Below are 24,672 nucleotides of genomic sequence, written 5' to 3' on the forward strand. Positions count from 1 at the left end.
CAACCTACGGTTGACACATGGCGACCAACCCGAACATCACGGCATCCGTGCGCCTCGACGACCTCATCGAGGCGATCAAGAAGGTTCATCCCGAACCCCTCGACCAGCTCCAGGACGCGGTGATCGCCGCCGATCACCTCGGTGACGTGGCCGACCACCTGATCGGCCACTTCGTCGACCAGGCCCGCCGCTCGGGCGCCTCCTGGACCGACATCGGCAGGAGCATGGGCGTGACCCGGCAGGCGGCGCAGAAGCGGTTCGTGCCGAAGGAGTCGGCCGACCTCGACCTCAGCCAGGGCTTCAGCCGCTACACCCCGCGCGCGCGGAACGTGGTCATGGCCGCCCACAACGAGGCGGTGGCCGCGCGCAACGCCGAGGGCCGGCCCGAACACCTGGTCCTCGGGCTGCTCGCCGAGCCCGACGGCCTGGCCGCGAAGGCGATCACCGCCCAGGGAGTCCTGCTGGACTCCGTGCGCCAGGCCGCGACCGCCGCGCTGCCGCCGGCCGCGGACGACGTCCCCGACCTCGTCCCGTACGGGCCGGAGGCCAAGAAGGCCCTGGAACTGACCTTCCGCGAGGCCCTCCGGCTCGGCCACGACTACATCGGCACCGAGCACCTGCTGCTGGCCCTGCTGGAGCACGAGAACGGCGAGGGCGTGCTCAGCGGTCTCGGCATCACCAAGCCGGCGACCGAGGAATACGTCGGCAAGGTGCTGTCGCTGCTGCTGGAGCAGCAGAGGGCGGCGACGGACGCGGCGGAGGCGGCGACGGGCGGACGGGAGGACTGACACGGCGGATCGCGCCGGGCCACGGCGGGCCGCCGTTCGCGGGGGCCCGCCCATGGTGGTGTCTCTCACCGCCGCTCACCGTGAAACCGCAGCTCAGACACATTGTCAGACCCCCCTGCCACACTCGCAGTCATGACCGACCGGTGGGCACTCGCGCCGGCCGAGGACGGCGGCGTGGACGTCGCCCCCCTCGGCCCGGACGGGCTGCCCTCCGGGCCGGTGCGGCGGGAGAGCGATCCCGCCGGGGCGGTGCGGAGCCGTCCGGAGGTGACGCGCTGGGTGTGGCGGTCGACCGCCGAGGTCTACCCGCGCCTACTCGCCACGGGGGTGCGAGTAGCGCGGTGCTACGACGTCGAGGACGCCGAGACACTCCTGCTGGGCCACGAGGGCCGGTACGGCGAGCCGCGCTCGGCCGCCGCCGCCCTGGCCCGCCTCCGGGGCGGCCCCGTACCGCCCGATCCGCCCCAGCGCCCCGCCGATCCGGGCGCCCAGTCCCCGCTGTTCGAGCCGGCCGGCGCGCGACTGCCCCTCGAGGACCTGCTCGCGGTCTACGCCGACCAGCAGCGGCGGCACGAGCGGACGGCCCGTCCCGACCGCATGCGGCTGCTGACCGCCGCCGAGTCGGCGGGGATGCTGGTGGCCGCCGAGATGAACCGCGCCGGGCTCCCCTGGAGTGCCGAGGTCCACCGCGAGCTGCTGCACGACCTGCTGGGTGAGCGCTATGCGGGCGGCGGCGAACCCCGCCGCCTGGCCGAGCTGGCGGACCAGGTGTCCGCGGCCTTCGGCCGCCGGGTGCGGCCCGACCTGCCCGCCGACGTGGTCAAGGCGTTCGCCCAGGCCGGGACCAAGGTGCGGTCCACCCGCCGCCGGGAGATCGCGTCCGTCGACCACCCGGCCGTCGAACCCCTGCTGGAGTACAAGAAGCTGTACCGGATCTGGGTCGCCCACGGCTGGTCCTGGCTGCAGGACTGGGTGCGCGAGGGGCGGTTCCGGCCGGAGTTCCTGGCGGGCGGTACGGTCACCGGCCGCTGGGTGACCAACGGCGGGGGCGCGCTGCAGATCCCCAAGGTGATACGGCGGGCCGTGGTCGCCGACCCCGGCTGGCGGCTGGTGGTGGCCGACGCCGACCAGATGGAGCCGAGAGTGCTGGCGGCGATCTCCCGCGACCCCGGGCTGATGGAGGTGGCCGGCCGCCCCGGCGACCTCTACCAGGCCGTCTCCGACCGCGCCTTCTCCGGCGACCGCGACCAGGCCAAGATCGCGGTGCTCGGCGCGGTCTACGGCCAGACCTCCGGCGACGGCCTGAAGAACCTGGCCGCGCTGCGCCGCCGGTTCCCCAAGGCGGTGGCCTACGTCGACGAGGCCGCGCGGGCCGGCGAGGAGGGCCGGCTCGTGCGCACCTGGCTGGGCCGGACCTGCCCGCCCGTCACCGGGGCCGGCGAGGACGCGGCGGAGGAGGCGGGCATCCCCGTGGCGGACGACGACGCCGAAGGGCGGGCGGACGGCCAGGCCTGGATCCCCGGCCACTCGTCGGCCGACTCCCGCGCACGGGGCCGCTTCGCCCGGAACTTCGTCGTGCAGGGCAGCGCCGCCGACTGGGCCCTGCTGCTGCTCGCCGCGCTGCGGCAGACGCTGTGGGACATGAGGGCCGAGCTGGTCTTCTTCCAGCACGACGAGGTGATCGTGCACTGCCCCGCCGAGGAGGCCGGCACCGTCGTCGAGGCCGTCCAGGACGCCGCCGGCCTGGCCGGCCGGCTGACGTTCGGCGAGACCCCGGTGCGCTTCCCGTTCACGACGGCGGTGGTGGAGTGCTACGCCGACGCCAAGTGACCGCCCGCTACGGCGCCGCGCTGCCGGCCAGCAGCTCCCGCAGCTCCTCCCGCACCGTCTGCTCGTCCGTTCCGTCGAGGGACGCGAGAGCCGCCCGCCAGGCGTCGCGCGCCTCCGCCGTCCGCCCCTGCTCGCGCAGCAGCACCCCTTGCTGGTGCCGGGCGAGCCCGCCCATGTAGCGGTCGGCGCGGGCGTCGGCCCGGCGCAGCAGCTCGGCGCACTCGCGCAGGGCGCGCTCCCCCTGGCCCAGCCGCCGCAGCGCGCGGACCAGGCCGAGCCGGGTCTGTGACTCGCCGTGCCAGTCGCCGTGGCAGCCGAGGATGCGCAGACTCTCCTCGAAGTGCCCGGCGGCCGCCTCCGGTTCACCGAGCGTGAGATGGGCGTACCCGAGGTTGCAGTGCGCCGAGTGCTGCACGATGACCGCGCCGATCGCGTCCCCTATCGCCAGGGAGCGCCGGTGCTGCTCGATGGCGGCGCGCGGGTCGGTGTGCTCGTAGAGGTTGCCGAGGTGGCTGCGGGTGACCGCCTCGCCGTAGGGGTCGTTCAGCTGCCGGGAGTGGGCGAGGCTCTGGCGCAGCGCCTCCCCTGACTCCGCGAACCGGCCGAGCCCCTCCAGCAGCAGGCCCCGGTTGTTCAGGCAGCGCCGGATCCAGGAGACCCGGCCGAGCCGCCGCCAGACCGCCAGCGCCTGGTCGGTGAGAGCCAGGGCGTCGTTCTGCCGGCCGGTGAGGAAGTGCAGGCCCGCGAGGTCGCCCAGCGCGCAGGCCTCGGCCGGCTCGTCGCCGAGCCGCCGTGCCGTGGCGAGCGCGGCCCGCCCCAGCACCTCCATCTCGGCGACGCGGCCCCGGCGCTGGACGCAGGGGAAGAACAGGCGGACGAGCGTGGACAGGTGGGCGGCCCTGCGGTCGTCGTCCGTGCACGCGTTCCGCGCCACGAGCGCGACGATGTTCTCCAGTTCCCCGTCGCTCCACCCGAACGCCTCCTCGGCGGACGCGAACGGGGGTACGGCGGCCACGTTCGCCGCGTGCTCCGGGGGCTGGGCGCGGGTGGGCCGCCGGCGGTCGTCCTGGTCGAGCCCGGGCTCCACGATGGCCGTCAGGACACGCTCGGCGACGGCGGCGTACCAGCGCAGGGCGGTCAGGTCGGCGGTGGTGGCCGCGACGGTGGCCGTGGTCGGGGCGCCCGTGGGGGTGGCGGATCCGTCACCGGCGAGCTCACGGGCGAAGTCGCGGACCAGGGCGTGCGGGGCGTAGCGGCCGTAGGCCGTCTCCTCCAGCAGGGCCACGTCGACCAGGCGGTCCAGGGCGGCCTCGGCGCGGCGCTCGTCGGTGCCGGTGAGGCGGGCGATCAGCGGGGCACCGTAGGCCGGCAGGTCGAGGGTGCCGATGCGGCGCAGGGCGAGGGCCGCGTCCCGGTCGGCCTCGCGTTCGGCGGCGGCGAGGGCGTCGTGGGCGACGGCCAGCGACCGGCGGACGCTCAGGTCGTCGTACTCCAGGTGGTGCAGCCTGCCCTCCTCGGCGGCGAGCTGACCGGCCAGCACGTCCGGGGCGAGGGCCCGGCGGGCGGCCAGCCGGGCGGCGACGACGCGCAGGGCCAGCGGGAGCCTCCCGGTCAGCTCCACCAGGGCGTGGTCGGCGCCGAGCCCCTCGCGTCCGCTCACCGCGCGCAGCAGCGCAGCGCTGTCCTCGCTGGTCAGCGGACCGAGCGGGAAGCGGCCGGCACCGTCCAGCGCGGTCAGCGGCGAGCGGCTGGTGACGATCACCGCGCAGCCCGGGCCGGCCGGCAGCAGGGGGCGTACCTGGGCGGCGCCGGCCGCGTCGTCCAGCAGCAGGAGGACGCGGGCCGGGGCCAGGAGGGAGCGGAGCAACGCGGCGGCCGCGTCCGGGTGTTCCGGGATGGTGCGCGGGTCGGCGCCGAGGTCGCGGAGCAGGGCGGTGAGCGCCTGCGCCGGGGTGAGGGGGGTCATGCCGGGAGTGGCGCCGTGCAGATCGACGTACAGCTGCCCGTCGGGGAAACGTTCCCGCAGGGTGTGGGCCGCGTGCAGGGCCAGGGCGCTCTTGCCCACCCCGGCCATGCCGCTGATCACGGCGAGCCGGCCGCGGCGGGCGACGAGGGTGTGCCGCAGCGCGTCGAGTTCGGCGGTTCGGCCGGTGAAGTGGGCCGGTGGCGGGGGAAGTTGCGCGGGCGGGCCGGGAAAGGCCGGCTCAGCGCCGGTCGGCTCGCTTCCGGCCGGCGTACGGGTGGAGCCCTGCCCGGGCGCGGACGCCGTGGCAACCGGTGGCTCGTGGGGAATGCCCGATAGCTCGGCGGACGTGTCCGGTGACCCCTGGGGGGTACCGGGTGACCTCCGGGGAGTGGCCGGCGGCTCGAGGGGGGGCCCGGCCGTGCGGCCGAGGTCGCGCAGGACCTCCGCGTGGGCCTCGCGGACGGCCGGTCCCGGCTCGATGCCGAGTTCCTCGATCAGGCGGGTGCGCAGGTCGCGGTGGACGGCGAGGGCCTCGGCCTTGCGGCCGGTGCGGTGCAGGGCGAGCATCAGCTGGCGGTGGTACGCCTCGCGCAGCGGATGCTCCGCGACGATCGCCGCCAGATCCGGCACGAGAGCGGGCAACCCGTCGCCGCCGAGGGCGAGTCGCGCCTCGTACCGCCACTCCAGCAGGAACAGCCGCGCCTCCTCCAGGCGCTGGACGAAGGCGTAGCCGCCGAAGTCGGCGGGCAGCCCGGTCAGCGGGGTGCCGCGCCACAGCGCGAGCGCGGCCGTGGACGTGTCGATCACCCTGGCCCAGTCGCGCCGGGCGTGCGCGGCGCGCGCCTGCTCGGCGCGGGCGTCGAACACGTGCACGTCCAGCTCTCCGCCGTCGACCCGCAGCAGGTACCCGGGCGGCACGGCCCTGAGCCGCTCGGGGTCGTCCAGGAGCCGGCGCAGCCGGGTGACGTGGTTGTGCAGCGAGGCCTGCGCCGAAACGGGTGGCGCCCCGCCCCACAGGGCGTCCTTCAGCGACTCGACCGACACGACCCGGCCGGGCTCGAGCAGCAGCGCGGCGAGCAGGGCGCGGACCTTCGGGCTGCCGATGGGGCGGGGGGAGTCGAGTACGTCACCGGGATCGCCGTACGAAATCCCGTACGGCGATCGGTCGAAGAGGACCGGGGGCCCCAGCAGTCCGAACCGCAGCTCGCACCGCCGCTTCACACCGCTCCTCTGTCTTCCCCGTCTGCCCAGTCCGACCGTGCCGCGCGACGGGCCCGCATCCGCCGCCTCTTGGCGGAATTCCGCCCGCCCACAACGGTTTCCCGCCACGCTCCGCCTGCCCGTCGGCGCCGGAATCCGTTAGGGTTCCGGCTTGCCGCCGCCGCGTCCGGCGACTTCCGGCCAACTGCTCCGTGGCCTACGGACCAAGCTCTGGCCACATGTTAGCGATCCGTTGGCGAGCCTTGATGTGATCCTTTCATCGGACCGGATCCGACGGCGCGCGCGTGATGTCGCGCAACTCGGGGGAGTGTCGCCGCAGGCCCGGTCCGGGGACGCAGAAGGGCTCCGGCCGTCGGAGGTGAACGACCGGGGCCCTGTCCTGTCCCCGCACGCCTGGCAGGTCCGGCTCGCACGAGCGGGGGCCCAGGTCGGCCGGGCCGCCACGGGCTTCCGCAGTGGCGGCGTGACCGGGGCCGATCCGGTGTCGTTGACCCGGCTATGAAGAAGATCACCGCGCTCGCCGCGCTCACCATGACCGGCCTCGCGCTCGCGACCCCGGCCCACGCGGGCAACGGCGGCCACCCCGGCGGCATCAACGTCAACGACCGGGCCCTCACCACCGCCGACCTCTGCGAACGGGCGCTCGCGCTGGTCCCCGTCGCCGCCCCGTGGACCGGCGACGCGGTGGACGACGCCTGCAACGACCGGGAGCACGTCCATCAGGGCCGCAGTCTCTCCCAGCAGCCGCACGCCCTGTCCGAGTGGCGCTGAACGCGCGCTGCCTCCGGAGCGGCCGCCGCTCCGGAGGCAGGGGCGGACTACGTGCCGGCCTGGCTCTCGGCCTCGCGCTCGAGGTTGCCGAGCCAGTGGTGGAGGGAGTTGTCGAGGGCCGCCTGCGGCGCGGCCCGGTCGGCGGTGACGGGGTCGCCGGCCCATGACTCCTCGGTGTGGACGAGGACGCCGTCGGGGGTCGGGGTGAAGGTCCACACGTGAACGGCGCCGATGCCCTGGGCGGGGCCGCCCCAGGCCAGGCGCTTGCCGTGGTCGGCCTGCCGGACGGTCGAGGTGATGTCCAGGCCCTCGGTGGTCCAGCGGAAGACGGAGCCGGGGCGCAGGCGGCCGGGGGTGTCCTTGACCACGGTGTCGACGTCGGGCTGCCAGGTGGGCCGGTTCTCGACGTCGGTCTGGATCTTCCAGACGGTGCGCAGGGGGGCGTGGACGAGGATGTCCTCGCGGGTGATGACCGGCGCGCCGAGCTCGATCCGCACGTCGCCGGCGCCGGCGCCCGGTCTGGTGGGCTTGTCGGCGCTCAGCGCGTAGGCGGTGCCGTTCGCGAGGAGCAGGGCGCTGGTGACGGCGGCGGCGGACTTCGCCGCGGTGAGGAGGCGCATGGTGGATGCCTTTGCGGGGTGAGGTCGTACGAGGCTGGCGGCGGGGCGCTCAGCCCGGGGGAAGTGCTGGGGCTACTCGCGTGTGCTGTCGGTGTCCGGGATCCAGGAGCCGTGGATGCCGCCGGTGACTCGGCGGGGAAGGTGGACGGTGGCGATCCGGTCGAGGCCGGAGGCGTCCAGGACGAGGAGCTGGGACGCGTCCTGCTTGAGGTCGGAGATGACGGTGAGCAGGTAGCCGTCGTCCTCGCGGGTGGCGCCGGCGGCCGGGACGAAGACGGCCTCGCTGGGCAGGCGGGCGTCGCCGGTCTGGTGGATGCGGCGGGCGCCGGTGGCGCGGTCGTACTTGACCACGCCGTAGCCGCCGAAGCCCTGCTGGTCGGGGAAGGAGACCGCGTACTGGTAGCGGTGCTCGGCGCCGAGGAAGTCCTCGTTGAGGGTCGGGAACTCGACGGCGAGGTCGTCGATGATCCGCTCGTCGACGCTGCCTGCGGTCAGGTCGATGACCCAGCGGCGCGTGTGGGAACGGGTGTTGGGTTCGGTGCCGCGGTCCGGGGCGCCGACCCACCAGTTCCAGGAGAGCTGGAAGCCCTCCCGGTCGACGGTGGGACCCTCCAGGACGATGCGGCCCCGGTCGTCCTCGTAGGCGTTGGCGGCGTGGAGCATGTTGCCCGGTGCGATGGGGAACCAGCGGATCTCGTCCGTGCCCCGCGGGCCGCGGGGCATGACGCCGATCCGGGCGGGCTGGGCGTCGTTCCAGCTGTAGGGGATGCCGGAGTGCTCGTCCGGGTCGAAGGTGACGGAGCCCTCGATGAAGACCACGTGGTGGCGCGTGATCGCGAAGTCGTGCTTGAGGGAGGCGGTGGCGCCGGAGACCTCGGCGCCGTGCGTGATCCGGCCCTCGGCGTCGGCCACGTAGTAGAGCAGGTGGGGCGGGAACGGGGAGGAGCCGAAGAAGTGCAGCTCCCCGGTGACCGGGTCGGTCTTCGGGTGGGCGGTCATGGCGCTGCGCAGCTTGCCGTCGAAGTCGAACGCCCCGACGGTGTCCAGCTCGGGGGTGAGTTCGAAGGGGAGGTTGGCCTCGCACAGCGCGAGCAGGCGGCCGGCGTGCTCGACGACGTGTGTGCCGGCGGTGCTGGCGGTCAGGTCGGGGCCGTGGTCGGTCAGGTAGGGGGCGCCGTCCAGGGCCGGGGTGTGCACCCAGCGGTTGCGGTACCACTCGGCGCGGCCGTCGCGCAGGCGGATGCCGTGGACCATGCCGCTGCCCTTGAACCAGTGGGTGGGGGTGACGCCGGGCTTGGGGTTGTGGCTGTTGCGGATCAGCCGGCCGGTGAGCTCGGGCGGGAGGGCTCCCTCGACGGCCAGTCCGGTTGCGGTGATCTCGTCGACGGCGGGCGTGTAGTGGCCGGTCAGGTAGGGCTTGCTGGTCATGGCGGACCTCTCCAGGGGTTTCGTCGGTCGGGTGGTCGAGGCGTCGGGGGTCAGTCGGTGCGCTCGGCCCGGGACTTCAGGCAGGCGAGCCAGGCGGTCAGCGACTGCTCCAGGGCCTGGCCGAGCTGTTCGGCGGCGGCGTCGACGGGGGCGCCGCTCCAGGACTCCTCGGTGTGGACGGTGACCTGGCCGCCGGTCCGCCCGAAGGTCCACACGTGGACACCCTCGATGCCGTTGGCCGGCCCGCCCCAGACCAGGCGCTCGCCGGGGACGATCTCGCGCACCGTGGAGACGATGTCCAGCCCGTGGGTCTTCCAGCGGAAGGAGTTGCCGGGCAGCAGCGGGCCGTCGAGCTCGGCCTGGTCGACGTCGGCGTTCCACTCGGCCCAGGCGTCGATATCGGTGTGCAGGGCCCAGACGCGCTCCAGCGGGGCGTCGATCACGGTGGACAGCCGGACGATGACGGGAGCGGTCTCGTCGATGGTGAACATGGTGCTGGTTCCTCTCGGTCGGTGTGACGTCGGATGTTCTGCGGCGAGGGGTTCGGATGGTGAGCGGTGGTCAGCGGTGTTCCGTGGCGGGCTGCGGAGCGGGGCGGCCGGCCGGCGGCGCGGCGGGGGTGCGGGGACGACGGAACAGCAGGAGCGCCAGGCCGGCGGTGGCGGCCAGGACCACCGCGCCGACGCCGAAGGCGGTGCGGTAGCCCGCGGTCAGCGCCTCCAGGTGTGGCTCGCGGGTGGCCGCGTGGGCGGTGGCGGTGCCGGCGAGGGTGGCCAGGACGGCCAGGCCGATCGCGCCGCCGACCTGGCGGGTGGTGTTGACGAGACCGCCGGCAAGTCCCGCGTCCCGTGCGGGGACGCCCTCGAGGGACAGCGCGGTCAGCTGGACGAAGGCGACGCTGAGGCCGAGGCCGATCAGGATGCTGGGGCCGAGAATGTCGGCCGCGTAGCCGCCGTGGGCACTGATCCGTGACAGCCACAGCAGTCCGGCGGCCTCGGTCAGCAGCGCGCCGGCGACGGTGGCGGTGGCACCGATCCGGCGGGAGATCCGGGGTGCCAGCGTGGAACCGAGCATGTTGGCGCAGGCGAGCGGGAGTTGACCGAGTCCCGTGACGAGCGGGCTGGAGCCGAGGACCCGTTGCTGGTAGAGCGGCAGGAAGAAGAACAGGGCGATCCACACCGACCCCAGCAGCGCCATCAGCGCGTTGCCGGCGACGACACGGCCGGTGCGGAACAGGCGGGGCGGCAGCAGCGGGCTCGGGTGGCGACGCTCGACGAGGACGAGGACGGTCAGCAGTGCGGCCGCGACGGCGAAGCCCCCGAGGACGGCGGGGTCCGTCCAGCCCGTGCCCCGGGCGGTGGTCAGGCTCCACACCAGTGCGGTGAGGGCGAGGGTGACGGTGGCGGTGCCGAGGACGTCGAAGCGTCCGCTCTCCCCGGCCCGCGTCACCGGGACGCCGGCGGCCGCGCCGGCCAGGACGAGGACGGCGCCGATCGCGACCGCGTAGAAGATCCACGGCCAGCCCCACGCCTGCGTGAGCACCCCGCCGAGGAGGACCCCGGCCGCGCCTCCCGCGCCCGACACCGCGCCCCAGACCCCCAGGGCCTTGCCCCGGCCGGGCCCCGGCGGGAACAGGTCCATCACCAGCGCCAGCGCCGCGGGGGCGATCGCGGCCGCCCCGAGCCCCTGAACCGCCCGCGCGGCGATCAGCACCGCGGACGAAGCCGCGAGCCCAGCGGCCAGGGACGACACCGCGAACAGGGCGAGGCCCGCGAGCAGGATCCGCCGTCGGCCCAGCAGGTCCGCCGCCCGGCCCCCCGCCGGCAGCAGGGCCCCGAAGACCAGCCCGTAGGCGTTGACCACCCAGGTGGTGCCGTCGTCCGACAGCCCGACGCCCGACCGGATCCGCGGCAGGGCCACGTTCACGATCGAGGTGGCCAGCATGACGGTGAACTGCGCCCCTGCCAGCGCCGTGAGAGCGGCTCCCGGTCGGCGGGTGGTTTCGAGGGTACTCACGAAAGACTCCTTGTGTGGTTGACCACTCACATAGAAGGTCGAAAAGAAGGCGGGACGGTGCGCCCCGCCGGCCAACCCGCTCCTCGGGCCTCAGTAGTGCCTGATGCCCGCCGCCAGAGTCCGGGTCCAGGGGGCGTCCACCTCGTCCGCACCCATGGAGACGATGAGGTGGCAGAGCATGCCGCGCGCGAAGAACTCCTGGACCTGCTCGTCCGTGCCACCGGAGGCGCCGCGCACGTACTCGACCAGCCGGGCGTAGCCCTGCCGCACGGCCTCGCGCACGGCCGGCTCGGAGACCGCCGCCGCCTGGGCGTGCAGTTGGATCAGCATCAGGTCGTTGTCGCTGATCAGCCGGGCGTACGCGTCACCCATCCCCTCCAGGACCGCCTCCGGCGAGCCGCCCCCCGCCCCGGCCGCAGCACTCTCCAGGGCGGCCCGGACCTGCACGAAGCAGTGCTCGACCACTGCCGTGAACAGCAGTTCCTTGCTCGGGAAGAGCCGGTAGACGTACGCCTGGGAGATGCCCGCGGCCTTGGCCACCTCGGTCGTGGTGGTGCCCCAGTAGCCGCGGGCGGCGAAGGCGCCGATGGCCGTGCGCAGCACCGTCTCGCGGCGCTCCTCGGCCGTGGACAACCGGCGGGGACGTTCGTTCTTCATGTGAGTACTCAACCACTCACACTTGGGGATGTCAATCGGCGCCTCCCGCTCTTCTGCCGGCCGACGCGCACCACCGGGCAGCGTGGTCACCGAAACGACGAAACCCCAGGTCAGTTTTCTGACCCGGGGTTCACGGTGGAGCCGCCTTCGGGATTCGAACCCGAGACCTACGCATTACGAGTGCGTTGCTCTGGCCATCTGAGCTAAGGCGGCGCGCTGCCCGCACCATGGTGCGATCGGCAACGTCGGTAAGTCTACACAGTTTCCGGGGGTGCTTCGTACCGGCCCCGGAGGAGGCCCAGGGGCCGGTAGGGCGGGGGCTAGGAGCAGCGTTTCCCGGGGGCCGGCGGGGTGCCGTGGAGGAGGTAGGTGTCGATCGCGGAGTCGATGCAGGTGCTGCCGCGGCCGTAGGCGGTGTGGCCGTCGCCGGCGTAGGTGAGGAGGCGGGCCGAGGAGAGCTGGCGGGCCAGGGACTGGGCCCAGGGGTAGGGGGTCGCCGGGTCGCGGGTGGTGCCGACGACCACCATCGGGGCGGCGCCCTGCGCCTTGATGCGGTGCGGCTCGCCGGTGGCCCGCACCGGCCAGTACGCGCAGTTCAGCGAGGCCCAGGCCAGGGCCCGGCCGAAGACGGGGGACGCCTTCTGGAACGTGGGCAGGGCCTTCTCCACCTGCTCGGGGCTGCTGAAGGCGGGCGGCAGGTCGAGGCAGTTCACGGCGGAGTTGGCCATCATCAGGTTGCTGTAACGGCCGCTCTGGTCGCGTTCGTAGTAGCTGTCGGAGAGGGCGAGCAGGCCGGCGCCGTCCTGCTTCCTCATGGCCGAGGTCAGCGCCTCGCGCAGCTGCTCCCAGGCTCCCTGGTCGTACATCGCCGCGATCACGCCCGTCGTGGCCAGCGACTCGCCGAGCCGGCGGCCGTCCGCGTCGCCCGCCGGGATGGGGCGGGCGTCCAGCTTGCGGAAGAAGGCCGCGAGCCGGTCGCCGACCTGTGCGGGCGTGGTGCCGCGGCCGCCGAGAGGGCAGTCGGACTGCCGTACGCAGTCCTTCGCGAACGCCCGGAAGGCCGTCTCGAACCCCTTCGTCTGGTCCAGGTTCAGCGTGCGGGCGTCCAGGGACGGGTCCATCGCGCCGTCCAGCACCAGGCGGCCCACCCGCTCCGGGAACAGCCCCGCGTACGTCGCGCCGAGGAACGTGCCGTACGACGCCCCCACGTAGTTCAGCTTCCGGTCGCCCAGCACGGCCCGCAGGATGTCCATGTCCCGCGCCGCCTCGGCGGTGGACACGTGCCGCAGCACCCGCGCCGAGTGCGCCCCGCAGCCCTCGGCGAACGCCTGGTACTCCCCGACCAGCCGGCTCGTCTCCTTCCGGTCGTCGGGGGTGATGTCCGTCGCGGTGTACGTGTCCATCCGGCGGCCGTCGAGGCACTCGACCGGCTCGCTGCGGGCGACGCCGCGCGGGTCCATCGCGACCATGTCGTAGCGGGCGCGGACCTCGGCGGGGTAGCCGACGCCCGCGTAGCTCTGCAGGTAGTCGATCGCCGAGCCGCCCGGACCGCCCGGGTTGATCAGCAGCGAACCGAGCGGGGTGCCCTTGCCGGTGGCCTTCTTGCGGGCGACGGCGAGCCGGACGTCACCCGCAGCGGGCTTGGCGTAGTCCAGCGGCGCCTTCATCGTGGCGCACTGGAAGCCGGGGACACCGCAGCTGCGCCAGCGCAGGGTCTGCGCGTAGTACGGCGACAGCGCCGACGGCGTCGACCGGGGCAGCGCGGCCAGCGCCGCCTCGACCGCCCCGCCGGCCGAGGTGCGCGGGCTTCCGGAACAGGCGGAGACGAGCAGCGCGGCGGCCGCGACGAGGGCGCCCGTGACGCGGGCCGGCGCTCCGGTGCGGACACGGGTCCGCATCCGGGGGGCTCGGGTCTTCGGTCGGCGGGTCCGGCGGAGGGAAGGCCAGGTGTCCATCAGGCGAGCGTAACGGTGAGCGACGGCGCGGGTGCGGTGCGTACGGGCGGTCTGCTCGTACGGGGGACCCTCGTACGAGGGACGCCGCGCGTCAACCACCGTACGCCCGGCTCACCCCGCCCGCAGTGCCATCGTCATCGCCTCCACCGCCAGCAGCGGGGCCACGTTCCGGTCCAGGGCCTCGCGGCAGGCCGCGATCGCCTCGATGCGGCGCAGCGTGGACTCGGGGCTGCTGGAGCGGGCCAGCCGGTCCAGGGCGTCCTCGGCGTCCCCGTTGGCGAGGGCGATCCTGGAGCCGAGCTGGAGGGCGAGGACATCGCGGTAGAAACCCGTCAGGTCGCTCAGCGCCACGTCGAGGCTGTCGCGCTGCGTGCGGGTTCTGCGGCGCTTCTGCATGTCCTCCAGGTCCTTCATCACGCCCGCCGTACCGCGTGGCAGCCGGCCGCCCTGGGCCGCGCCCAGCGCCGCCTTCATCTCCTCCGTCTCCTTGCCGTCCGTCTCCTCGGCGAGCTGCTTGGCGTCCTCTGCGGCCGCGTCGACCAGTTCCTGGGCCGCCTTGAGGCAGGCGCCCACCTCGTCCAGGCGGAGCGGCAGCCTGAGCACGGCGGTACGCCGTTCCCGGGCCGCCGGGTCGGTGGCCAGGCGGCGGGCCCGGTCGACGTGGCCCTGAGTGGCCCGGGCGGCGGCCGCGGCCACCTCGGGCTCGATGCCGTCGCGGCGCACCAGCATGTCGGCGACGGCGTCGACGCCGGGGGTGCGCAGGTTCAGGTGGCGGCAGCGGGAGCGGATCGTCGGCAGGACGTCCTCGATCGAGGGCGCGCACAGCAGCCAGACCGTGCGCGGGGCGGGTTCCTCGACGGCCTTGAGGACGGCGTTGGCCGACTTCTCGTTCAGCCGCTCGGCGTCCTCGACCAGGATGATCTGCCAGCGGCCGTTGGCCGGGGCGGTGAACGACTTGCGGACCGTGTCCCGCATGTCCCTCACCAGGATCTCGGCGCCGACGGCGGCGACCGTGCTGACGTCCGCGTGGGTGCCGAGCAGGGCGGTGTGGCAGCCGTCGCAGAATCCGCAGCCGGGGGCTCCGCCGAGGGCGCGGTCGGGGCTCACGCACTGCAGGGCGGCGGCGAAGGCCCGCGCCGCCTGGTTCCGGCCCGCTCCGGGCGGGCCCGTGAACAGCCAGGCGTGCGTCATCTTCGACGCCTCGGGCAGCGGCTGGTCCGTCGCGGCAGCCGTGACGAGGGCGTCGGCGTCCCGCGCGGCGGCGTCGAGCACCGCGCTCACCTTCTCCTGCCCGACGAGGTCGTCCCACACGGTCACGGGTCACGCCGCCCTTCCGTCACACTGCGCGTTCCGGGATCCATTGTGCGGGTGGGGACTGACAACCGGGGCCCGGGACGGAGCGGGAACGGCGCGGCGCCCGCCGGAGGGACGCAGTCCTCCGGCGGGCGCCGACGTGCTTGCCCGGTCAGCCGCGGCGGCCGCGGCCCCGGCCCCGGCGGCCCTGGTCCTCGCCGGGCTCGCCGTACTGCCCCTCGTCGTGCGACCCCAGCAGCTCGTCCGCCAGCGTCGGCAGGTCGTCCAGCGGGGTCTCCTCGGCCCAGTCGGGACGCGGACGGCGACGCGGCGTGCCGTCGGCGTCGAGCTGCGGCATCTCGCGGGTGCGGTCCTCGCCGTCGGGGTCCTGGGCCGGCCGCTCGTCCCGGAAGAACCCGGCCGGCACGCGGTCCGCCGCGGAGGCCCCGCGTACGGGCGGCAGCACGGCGGTCTCATCGGCGGCACCAGGAGTCACCGGCGGCAGCACGGCCGTCTCGTCGGCCGGGCCCGAAGGCACCGGCGGCAGCACGGCCGTCTCGTCCGCCGCGCCCGAAGGCACCGGCGGCTGCGGCAGCTCGGCAGTCACCTCGTTGTCGGGGACGCTCCGGGCCTTCCGCTTGTCACCGGCCAGCTTCTCGCGCACCCCCCGCAGCACCGCCGTCTCCTCCGCGTCCGGAGACACCACGGGGGTGGGGACCGTCTCGTCGGCGCCCGGCGGGACGGCCTTCGTCCCGGCTCCCGCCCCGGTCTGCTCCGGCGTCCCGCCCGGCACCGCCGGCCGCGGTGCGCTGGGCCGGAGAGCGGCCGCATCCGCCGCCGCGGCGGCCTCGGCCGCCTGGCGGCGGGCCTCCTCGGCGCGCAGCAGGGCCTCCTCGGCCTTGCGCTGCGCCTCCAGGCGGCGGGCCTCCTCCTCGGCGCGGAGCCTGGCCTGCCGGGCCTCCTCGTCGGCACGCAGCCGGGCCTCCTCCTCGGCCTGCCTGCGGCGCCGCTCCTCCTCGGCCTTGCGGCGGGCCTCCTCCTCGGCGCGGGCCTTCTCCTCGGCGATCAGCCGCTGCCGCTCCTCCTCGGCGCGCCGGGCGGCTTCCGCGGCCCGCTGCCGGGCCTCCTCCGCCTGCCGCTCGGCCTCGCGGCGCTGGGCCTCCTCCAGCTCGCGCCGCTTGCGCTCCTCCTCCTCGGCGCGCAGGCGGGCGAGCTGCTCCTGGCGCTCGCGCTCCAGTCGCTCCTCCTCGACCTTGCGGGCGGCCTCCTCCTCGGCCTTGCGGCGGGCCTCCTCCTCGGCCTTCTTCCGCGCCTCCTCCTGGGCCTTGACCTCGGCCTCGGACAGCGGCAGCACGGTGTCGAGCCGGTGCCGGATCACGGTGGTGACGGCCTCGGGCTCCTGCCCGGCGTCCACGACCAGGTAGCGGCCGGGGTCGGAGGCGGCGAGGGTGAGGAAACCGGCCCGCACGCGCGCGTGGAACTCGGCCGGCTCCGACTCCAGCCGGTCGGGGGCCTCGGTGAACCGCTCGCGGGCGGTCTCCGGGGAGACGTCCAGCAGGACGGTGAGGTGCGGGACGAGCCCGTGGGTCGCCCAGCGGTTGATGCGGGCGACCTCGGTCGGGGACAGGTCCCGCCCGGCGCCCTGGTAGGCCACCGAGGAGTCGATGTAGCGGTCCGAGATGACGACCGCGCCGCGCTCCAGGGCGGGCCGTACGACGGTGTCGACGTGCTCGGCGCGGTCGGCGGCGTACAGCAGCGCCTCCGCGCGGTGGGACAGGCCCGCCGAGGACACGTCCAGCAGGATCGAGCGCAGCCGCTTGCCCACGGGGGTGGCCCCCGGCTCGCGGGTGAGGACGACCTCGTGGCCCTTGGCGCGGATCCACTCCGCGAGGGCCTCGGCCTGGGTGGACTTGCCGGCGCCGTCGCCGCCCTCCAGGGCGATGAAGAAACCGTTCGCCGCCGGGGCGGTGGCCGGGTCGTCGCCGCCGAGCAGCGCGTCCTTGAGGTCCTGGCGGAGCGGGACTCCGGAGCGGTCGTCGACCTTGGCGAGGACCAGGGCGGCCACCGGCAGCAGCAGCGCCCCGACCAGCATCAGCGTGAAGGCGGCGCCCCCGTGCGCGAAGACGAACCGGCCGTTCTCCAGCCGGTGCGGGCCGATCAGGGCCGCGACCAGGGGGGCGATCAGGGCACCGAGCGCTATGAAGACCCGGACGACCGCGTGCAGGTGCTCGGTGGTGCGGGCCCTGCGGTACTCCTCGGTCTCCTGGTCGAGCAGGGCGTGCCCGGTGTTGGCGGCGACACCCGCGGACACTCCCGCCAGGGTGACGAGCAGCAGCACGGTGGTGACGTCCGGGACGAGCCCGGCGGCCAGCAGGGCGATGCCGGTGAAGGCGATCGCCAGCGCGAGGAGCCTGCGGCGCGAGAGCGAGGGCAGCACCGAGTGCGCCGTACGGATGCCGACGGCGACACCACCGGTCAGGCCCAGCACGAGCAGGCCGTAGAGGACCGGGCCGCCGCCCAGGTCCTTGGCGTGCAGCACGCACACCGCGACCGCGGTGGAGATGGCCCCGGCCACGGCGGCGCAGGCCGGGACGAGCAGCGGGATCGCGCCGGTGCGGCCCTTGTCGACGCCGGCGCCGGTGCGCGGGCGGCGCAGGCCCTCCAGCGGCGACCGCGCGCGCGGGGTGGGCGTGCCGGGCAGCTCCAGGTAGACCAGCACCGACAGGGACGCGGCGAACAGCCCTGCCGCCACGTACGCGGCGAGGGCCGCCTTGTGCTGGTCGAACCAGGCCACGCCGGTGCCGAGCAGGTTGTTCAGCAGGGCGGCCACGACCAGGGCGGCGGCCGCGAGCGGGATGGCCAGGAAGCTCGTGCGCAGCGCGAGCCGGCGCAGGGCGTCGATGTGGTCCGGCAGCGGCCGTACCGTCGCGCCCTCAGGCGGCGGGGCGGGCAGCAGGGCGGGGGCGGCGCTCTCCCGGCACACCGTCCACAGCCGCTCGGCGACGCCGGTGAGGAAGGTCGTGACGAGCAGCAGCGCGAGCGCGTCGTCCGGGGTCCAGTCGATCCACAGCGGCGCGACGATCAGCAGCGCGGCCCGCACGCCGTCTGCGCCGACCATGGTCCAGCGGCGGTCGAGCGGGCCGCCGTGCGCCGTGAGCGCGGTCAGCGGGCCGAGGAGGACGGCGCCGAAGAGCAGCGTGGCCAGGATGCGGGCGGCGAAGACGGTCGCCACCGCGAAGGCCACTCCCCGGTACCCACCGCCGAAGGAGCCTTCGGCGATGGACGTCTGCAGGACCAGGAGGACCAGCACCAGCAGCGCCAGGGTGTCACCGACACCGCTGACGAGCTGCGCGCTCCACAGGCGCCGCAGCTGCGGTCGTTGCAGCAGTGAGCGGACGGCGCGCTCGCGGGAGTCCGCGATCAGGGCGTCGTCCGGTTCTGCGGCGGGTGGCGTTTCGGGGGTGTGGGCCGCCGTAGGCTGCTCGGCTCGCGTCATGCGTTCAGACTATCCGCAGCCGCTGACCCCACACCTGGTCCGTGCCGCACAAGCGATCGCCCCGACACCAAAGCGATGCCGGGGCGTTCGATTCGCACATCGGGCGCCGGGTGGAGGTGTGAACTCGCCGTGCGGATACGGCTGATGAGCGCGCGTCGCCCAGCGGCCACGCACGCTCATCCGCTCGCTCGGTCCTCCGTCGCCGGTCTTGCGCCGTCAGTCGCCCGTGCCGGAAGCCGTCGCCTTCTTGGCGGCCGTCTTCTTCGCCGTGGTCTTCTTCGCGGCAGCCGTCGTCTTCGTCGCCGCCGTCTTCTTGGCGGCGGTCTTCTTCGCCGGCGCGGCCTTCTTGGCCGTGGTCTTCTTGGCGGTCGCCTTCTTCGCGGTCTTCTTGGCGGGCGCCTTCGCCCGCTTCTCGGCGAGCAGCTCGTAACCGCGCTCGGGAGTGATCGCCTCGACGCTGTCGCCGGAGCGCAGGGTCGCGTTGGTCTCGCCGTCGGTGACGTACGGGCCGAAGCGGCCGTCCTTGACCACGACCGGCTTGCCGGAGACCGGGTCCTCGCCCAGCTCCTTCAGCGGCGGCTTGGCGGCGGCCCGGCCACGCTGCTTCGGCTGGGCGTAGATCGCCTGCGCCTCCTCCAGCGTGATCGTGAAGAGCTGGTCCTCGGACTGCAGCGAGCGCGAATCCGTGCCCTTCTTCAGGTACGGGCCGTAGCGGCCGTTCTGCGCGGTGATCTCCACACCGTCGGCGTCGGTGCCGACGACACGCGGCAGCGACATCAGCTTCAGCGCGTCCTGGAGCGTCACCGTGTCGAGGGACATCGACTTGAAGAGCGAGGCGGTGCGCGGCTTGACCGCGTTCTTGCCGGTCTTCGGGGTGCCCTCGGGGAGGATCTCCGTGACGTACGGGCCGTAACGGCCGTCCTTGGCGACGATCTGGTGGCCGGTCTCCGGGTCGGTGCCCAGCTCGAAGTCGCCGCTCGGCTTGGCCAGCAGCTCCTCGGCCAGCTCGACGGACAGTTCGTCGGGCGCCAGGTCGTCCGGGATGTCCGCGCGCTGGTGCTGCTCGCTGTCCTTCTCGCCGCGCTCGATGTAGGGGCCGTAGCGGCCGACGCGGAGCACGATGTCGTTGCCCACCGGGAAGGACGACACCTCGCGCGCGTCGATCGCGCCCAGGTCGGTCACCAGCTCCTTGAGGCCGCCGAGGTGGTCCCCGTCGCCGTTGCCGGCCTCGGCCGCGCTGCCGACGCCGCCCAGTCCCTCGCCGAAGTAGAAGCGCTTGAGCCACGGCACGGCCTGGGCCTCGCCGCGCGCGATGCGGTCGAGGTCGTCCTCCATCTTGGCGGTGAAGTCGTAGTCGACGAGCCGCCCGAAGTGCTTCTCCAGGAGGTTGACCACGGCGAAGGACAGGAAGGACGGGACGAGCGCCGTGCCCTTCTTGAAGACGTAGCCGCGGTCGAGGATCGTGCCGATGATCGACGCGTACGTCGACGGGCGGCCGATCTCGCGCTCCTCCAGCTCCTTGACCAGGGATGCCTCGGTGTAGCGGGCCGGGGGCTTGGTGGCGTGGCCGTCGACCGTGATCTCCTCGGCGGACAGCGCGTCGCCCTCGGCGACCTGCGGCAGCCGGCGCTCGCGGTCGTCCAGCTCGGCGTTCGGGTCGTCGGCACCCTCGACATAGGCCTTCAGGAAGCCGTGGAAGGTGATCGTCTTGCCGGAGGCGCTGAACTCGACGTCGCGGCCGTCGGCGGCGGTGCCGCCGATCTTCACGGTCACGCTGTTCCCGGTCGCGTCCTTCATCTGGGAGGCGACGGTCCGCTTCCAGATCAGCTCGTAGAGCTTGAACTGGTCACCGGTCAGGCCGGTCTCCGCCGGGGTGCGGAAACGATCACCCGAGGGGCGGATCGCCTCGTGGGCCTCCTGCGCGTTCTTGACCTTCGCGGCGTACGTGCGCGGCTGCGGCGGCAGGTAGTCGGCGCCGTACAGCTGCGTGACCTGGGCGCGGGCCGCCGTGATGGCGGTGTCGCTCAGCGTCGTGGAGTCCGTACGCATGTACGTGATGTAGCCGTTCTCGTACAGCTTCTGCGCGACCTGCATGGTCGCCTTCGCGCCGAAGCCCAGCTTGCGGCTGGCCTCCTGCTGCAGCGTCGTCGTACGGAACGGTGCGTACGGCGAGCGGCGGTAGGGCTTGGACTCGACGGAGCGCACCGAGAAGCGGGTGTTCTCCAGAGCGGCGGCGAGGCCGCGGGCGGTCGCCTCGTCGAGGTGGAGGGTGTTCGCGCCCTTGAGCTGTCCCAGGGAGTCGAAGTCGCGGCCCTGCGCGACCCGCCTGCCGTCGACGGTCTGCAGACGGGCGACCAGCGACGACGGGTCCGACGGGTCCCCCGCGCGGCCGGTCGCGAACGTGCCCGTCAGGTCCCAGTACTCGGCGGAACGAAAAGCGATGCGCTCGCGTTCCCGCTCCACGACGAGCCGGGTCGCGACGGACTGCACGCGGCCGGCCGACAGGCGCGGCATGACCTTCTTCCACAGGACCGGCGAGACCTCGTAGCCGTAGAGGCGGTCGAGGATGCGGCGGGTCTCCTGGGCGTCGACCAGCAGCTGGTTGAGCTGGCGCGGGTTGGCCACGGCCTCCCGGATCGCGTCCTTGGTGATCTCGTGGAACACCATGCGCTTGACTGGGATCTTCGGCTTGAGGACTTCCTGGAGGTGCCAGGCGATGGCCTCGCCCTCCCGGTCCTCGTCCGTTGCGAGGAACAGCTCGTCGGAGTCCTTCAGCAGGTCCTTGAGCTTCTTGACCTGCGCCTTCTTGTCCGCGTTGACGACGTAGATGGGCTGGAAGTCGTGCTCGACGTCCACCCCGAGGCGGCGGACCTCGCCGGTGTACTTCTCGGGCACCTCGGCGGCGCCGTTGGGAAGGTCGCGGATGTGCCCGACGCTCGCTTCGACTACGTAGCCGGGGCCGAGGTAGCCCTTGATCGTCTTCGCCTTGGCAGGCGACTCGACGATGACGAGTCGGCGGCCGCCCTGTGCGGTCTCGCTGGTCGGGGACAACTTGGCTCTTCTCTCCGGTCGACGCTGGGGCCTCCCCAGGGTCTTCGTCCCGGGGTCGCGGCGTGCTTCTGGCTCGTGTGACGCTGCGGAGTGTGACGGTACATCCCGCCCCCGTGTCAAACGGGAAAAGCCCACAACGGCCACTCGAACGGTAACCCGACTACCGGTATTCCTGCCGCCCGGAGTCCGCGCCAGTCCCCCCGCCCCTGTCCGGAGCGTGACGCTCCCCTTACTCGTTCGACCGTACGGCCCCCGCGGTCAGAGGCGGGTCAGGCAGTACACGCCGAGGGCCAGCGCCAGGGTTCCGGCACCGCCGGCGAGGGTCGCCGATGCGACCCGGCTCACATCGTGGGCGACCGGCAGACGCCGGTGCACGCGGGTGCCGGTCCAGAGCAGCAGAGCGGCTCCGAACAGGGCGAACACCACCCCTGCGAAGATCGCCGGCCCACTCTCCATGGCCCCGCCCGCCCCTTCCGTGCCGCCACCCGTACCCAGCGCGGGGAGGATGGCACGCGGGGGAGACGGGCGGGCGACATCGGGGTGAACGGGAGACCGGCACGACTCCGGACGTGTGATCGGACACGGCCTCCTCACCCCCGGCCGTATTTTTCCGGCCGTTTTACCGGAACCGGCGCGCCCGGGCCCGTGCCACCGGCATACGACGGCGTTCCGGACGCGGGTACGGCGGCTCGCGGAGCCCGGCTACGGACACGGCGGGCGCGAGGCCCGGGGGCCCGGGCGGCCCGGACACGGCGCCGGGGCCCGTGGGCTCGTTCCGGCCGGGGCGCCGCGCGTTCCGGCGGGTCGCCACGCGTCGGCCGGGGCGCCGCGCGTTCCGGCGGGTCGCCACGCGTCGGCCGGGTCGCCACGGCTCCGGCCCGGTCACCGCTCGTTCCGGCCGGTCGCCACACACTCCGGCCCGGTCACCGCTCGTTCCGGCCGGTCGCCACGCACTCCGGCCCGGTCACCGCTCGTTCCCGCCGGTCGCCACGCACTCCGGCCCGGTCACCGCTCGTTCCGGCCGGTCGCCACGCACTCCGGCCCGGTCGCCACGCGCTCCGGCACCGTCGCCGCGCGATTCCGGGTGCGTCCGCGACGCCGGTCGGATACGCCGAGGCCGAGGCGCGCTCGCCGGTCTCCGGGCCCGGCGGCTCAGCCCGCGGGCTCCAGGAAGCCCTGCTCGACCAGCAGACGGATCTGCGCGGGCGTGCGGTCGCGCAGCCGCACCGGGTCCTCGCCGACGAGCTGGGCGATGGCGTCCAGGATGCGGCCCGCGCTCAGCGTGCCGTCGCACACGCCGGCGAAGCCCGCGCCGACCGTGTCCACCTTCGTGGCGCGCCGCATCCCGCGGTGCTGGCGCAGCACGACGTGCTCCGGGTCCTCGGCGCCGGGCAGTCCGACCTGTTCCTGGACCACCTCGGCGGTCAGCCGGAAGCGGCCTTCGAGCAGGGCCGCGTCGTCGTGCTCCCGGAGGTAGTCGAGACGGTCGAAGTGCGCCCGGATCGTCTCCCCGAGCGGCTGTTCGACCGGGTGCGGCCACTCCTCCACGGTGACCGACGGCTCCTGCGCCCCCGTCCTGCGCAGGGTGATCCAGCCGAAGCCGACCGCCCTGACCTTGCGCGCCTCGAACTCGTCGAGCCAGGCGTCGTAGCGCGCCTGGTACTCCGCCGGGTCGCCGCGGTGGTCACCGGCGTCCCGGAGCCACAGCTCGGCGTACTGCGTGACGTCCTGCACCTCGCGCTGCACGATCCAGGCGTCGCACCCGCGCGGCACCCATGACCTGAGTCTGTCCTGCCAGTCCTCCCCTGCCACGTGCTGCCAGTTGGCGAGGAACTGCGCGAACCCGCCCTCGCGCAGCCGCTCCCCCGCCTGCTGAACGAGCGAGCGGCACAGATCGTCCCCGCCCATGCCGCCGTCGCGGTACGTCAGCCGGGCGCCCGGCGAGATCACGAAGGGCGGGTTGGACACGATGAGGTCGAACGTCTCGTCGTCGCGGACCGGATCGAACAGCGAGCCCTCGCGCAGGTCGGCGGCGGGCGCGCCGGAGAGCGCGAGGGTGAGTGCCGTGATGTGCAGCGCGCGCGGGTTGACGTCGGTCGCCGTCACCCGCGTGGCGTGCCGGGAGGCGTGCAGCGCCTGGATGCCGGAGCCGGTGCCGAGGTCGAGCGCGGAGGCGACGGGCGTGCGGACGGTGATGCCGGCGAGCGTGGTGGAGGCGCCGCCGACGCCCAGGACCACTTCCTCGTTCCGCCGGCCGATGCCGCCGGCGCCGCCGACCGCGCAGCCCAGGTCGGACACGATGAACCAGTCCTCGCCCTCGGGACCGCCGTAGGGCCGCACGTCCACGGTCGCGGCGACCTCGTCGCCGCCCACGCGCGCGAGCCACCCGGCCTCCAGGGCCTCCTCGACCGGCAGAACGTCCGCCACGCGCGCATGGGGCACCGGTTGCTGGAGCAGGAGGAGCCGTACGAGCGTCTCCAGCGGCGTGTCGCCGCGGGTCGCCCGGAGCGCGGGCACGGTCTCGCTGCGGGCCAGCGCGGCGTAGGCGGGCGCGCCGAGCAGGTCGAGCAGCCCGTCGGCGGTGAAGGAGGCGGCCAGCAGGGCGTCTCGCAGCCGTGCGGCGACGTCGGGCCGGTCGGAGGCGGGCAGGGGGGCGGAGCCGGAGTCAGTCACGTCGTCCATTGTGTCCCGCGGCGGCCCGCGCGGCGGCCCCGGCACGGCCCGTCGAAGGGTCCCCGCGCGGCTCCTCCGCGCGGCTCCACCGGCCCGCGGACGGCCCCGCCCCTGTCAGCCGCCCGTCGTCAGCCGCTCGTGGCGGGCGCCGACGACGACGCCTTGACCTTGCAGCTGGGCTGCTTGGCGATGGCCTCCTGGACGTCGCCCTGTTCCAGCCTCTTCAGCGCCTCGGTGCCGCTGTTGTTCTGCTTGCCGATCTCCTTCGTCTGGTCGGCGACGTCGTGCAGGCCCTGGGCGAACTTGCCCTGGTCCTTGGTGTCGAGTCCGTCGACCTTCTTCTTCAGGTCGACGTACGCCGTGGAGAGGCCGGCCAGGTTCTTGGCGGCGTCCTGCTGACGCTGGGCCCCGCCCTTGACCCCGGGGGGCGCCCCGGCGTGGCTGATGGCGTCGGCGAGCGCCTTGTAGCCGTCGGCCATGTCCTGGAAGGCCTGCGCGTACGTCTTCTGGGCGTCCTTGGGCGGGAGGTTGCTGTCGGTGGCGATCGCCGCTATGGACGCGTTCGCCGACCTGATCTTCGCGTCCTGCGCGGGCACCGCCTCGCACACCGTCTTGGCCCAGGCGACCAGCTTGGGGTCGGGGCCGCTGTCCTTACTGCTGCTGCTGCATCCCGACAGCGCCACTACCAGTACCGCACCGCCGGACAGTGCGGCCGCGAGCTTCTTGTTCACCGGATCGGTCCCTTCCATGGCTCTCGGCCCCCGGAATCTACACGGGGTACCGACGCCTCCCCCATGCCGAAGACCGGGAAAGTCAGCTTTTGTGACTCTTCGCACCATGGGAGAGAAGGCTCACGAAGACACCGCACGCCCCCTGCACGCGGACGGGCGGCGCGTCAGAACGCACC

General features: G+C 74.1%; 16 protein-coding genes and 1 tRNA gene. 3 read left to right on the forward strand and 14 right to left on the reverse strand.

From position 1 onward, the window contains the following. Positions 1–17: 17 nt before the first annotated feature. Together AQJ66_RS33875 and AQJ66_RS33880 are read left to right on the forward strand one after the other, a co-directional pair. A complete protein-coding gene (locus tag AQJ66_RS33875) occupies positions 18–788 on the forward strand; it encodes a Clp protease N-terminal domain-containing protein (protein WP_061929821.1) in 771 nt (256 codons plus the stop codon). A 132-nt stretch (positions 789–920) separates the two neighbouring features. Next, positions 921–2,618: a bifunctional 3'-5' exonuclease/DNA polymerase gene (locus AQJ66_RS33880; RefSeq protein ID WP_061929824.1), complete on the forward strand. Its 1,698-nt coding sequence runs from the start codon at positions 921–923 to the stop codon at positions 2,616–2,618. A 7-nt stretch (positions 2,619–2,625) separates the two neighbouring features. Here the strand turns inward: AQJ66_RS33880 and AQJ66_RS33885 are convergent, their stop codons facing one another. Continuing rightward, a complete protein-coding gene (locus tag AQJ66_RS33885) occupies positions 2,626–5,805 on the reverse strand; it encodes an AfsR/SARP family transcriptional regulator (RefSeq protein ID WP_061929827.1) in 3,180 nt (1,059 codons plus the stop codon). A gap of 498 nt (positions 5,806–6,303) precedes the next feature. Here AQJ66_RS33885 and AQJ66_RS33890 point away from each other — a divergent pair, with 498 nt between their 5' ends. Then, positions 6,304–6,576: a hypothetical protein gene (locus AQJ66_RS33890; RefSeq protein WP_061929829.1), complete on the forward strand. Its 273-nt coding sequence runs from the start codon at positions 6,304–6,306 to the stop codon at positions 6,574–6,576. Positions 6,577–6,623: 47 nt separating this feature from the next. Here AQJ66_RS33890 and AQJ66_RS33895 read toward each other — a convergent pair whose 3' ends face one another. From AQJ66_RS33895 to AQJ66_RS33955, 13 genes are all read right to left on the reverse strand, one after another. Beyond that, positions 6,624–7,196: an SRPBCC family protein gene (locus tag AQJ66_RS33895; RefSeq protein WP_061929832.1), complete on the reverse strand. Its 573-nt coding sequence runs from the start codon at positions 7,194–7,196 to the stop codon at positions 6,624–6,626. Between the two features lie 72 nt (positions 7,197–7,268). Beyond that, positions 7,269–8,624 (reverse strand): carotenoid oxygenase family protein, encoded by a 1,356-nt coding sequence (locus AQJ66_RS33900; protein ID WP_061929835.1) that lies wholly within the window; start codon positions 8,622–8,624, stop codon positions 7,269–7,271. Between the two features lie 50 nt (positions 8,625–8,674). Further along, positions 8,675–9,115, reverse strand: a complete 441-nt coding sequence (locus AQJ66_RS33905; RefSeq protein WP_061929838.1) for an SRPBCC family protein — start codon at positions 9,113–9,115, stop codon at positions 8,675–8,677. A 70-nt stretch (positions 9,116–9,185) separates the two neighbouring features. Beyond that, positions 9,186–10,640, reverse strand: coding sequence for an MFS transporter (locus AQJ66_RS33910; protein ID WP_061929841.1), 1,455 nt, complete (start codon positions 10,638–10,640; stop codon positions 9,186–9,188). Positions 10,641–10,730: 90 nt separating this feature from the next. Next, entirely contained in the window at positions 10,731–11,297 is a 567-nt protein-coding gene (locus tag AQJ66_RS33915; RefSeq protein WP_061929844.1) for a TetR/AcrR family transcriptional regulator, read from the reverse strand. A 136-nt stretch (positions 11,298–11,433) separates the two neighbouring features. Beyond that, positions 11,434–11,510 (reverse strand) — tRNA-Thr (locus AQJ66_RS33920). A gap of 107 nt (positions 11,511–11,617) precedes the next feature. Next, on the reverse strand, positions 11,618–13,252 hold the full coding sequence (locus AQJ66_RS33925) for an alpha/beta hydrolase (RefSeq protein ID WP_061929884.1): 1,635 nt from the start codon (positions 13,250–13,252) through the stop codon (positions 11,618–11,620). Positions 13,253–13,363: 111 nt separating this feature from the next. Then, positions 13,364–14,569, reverse strand: coding sequence for a DNA polymerase III subunit delta' (locus AQJ66_RS33930; protein WP_061929847.1), 1,206 nt, complete (start codon positions 14,567–14,569; stop codon positions 13,364–13,366). 148 nt (positions 14,570–14,717) lie between these two features. Beyond that, positions 14,718–18,041, reverse strand: a complete 3,324-nt coding sequence (gene tmk, locus AQJ66_RS33935; protein ID WP_061929850.1) for a dTMP kinase — start codon at positions 18,039–18,041, stop codon at positions 14,718–14,720. 216 nt (positions 18,042–18,257) lie between these two features. Continuing rightward, positions 18,258–21,092 (reverse strand): type I DNA topoisomerase, encoded by a 2,835-nt coding sequence (topA, locus tag AQJ66_RS33940; RefSeq protein ID WP_061929853.1) that lies wholly within the window; start codon positions 21,090–21,092, stop codon positions 18,258–18,260. Positions 21,093–21,350: 258 nt separating this feature from the next. Continuing rightward, positions 21,351–21,548, reverse strand: coding sequence for a hypothetical protein (locus AQJ66_RS39175; protein WP_061929856.1), 198 nt, complete (start codon positions 21,546–21,548; stop codon positions 21,351–21,353). A gap of 696 nt (positions 21,549–22,244) precedes the next feature. Then, the gene (locus AQJ66_RS33950) at positions 22,245–23,774 is read right to left on the reverse strand and encodes a DUF7059 domain-containing protein (RefSeq protein ID WP_425264326.1); all 1,530 of its coding nucleotides are present in this window, start codon (positions 23,772–23,774) and stop codon (positions 22,245–22,247) included. A gap of 119 nt (positions 23,775–23,893) precedes the next feature. After that, positions 23,894–24,496, reverse strand: coding sequence for a hypothetical protein (locus AQJ66_RS33955; protein WP_061929859.1), 603 nt, complete (start codon positions 24,494–24,496; stop codon positions 23,894–23,896). Positions 24,497–24,672 lie beyond the last annotated feature (176 nt).

This window comes from Streptomyces bungoensis (genome assembly GCF_001514215.1).
GTDB lineage: Bacteria > Actinomycetota > Actinomycetes > Streptomycetales > Streptomycetaceae > Streptomyces > Streptomyces bungoensis.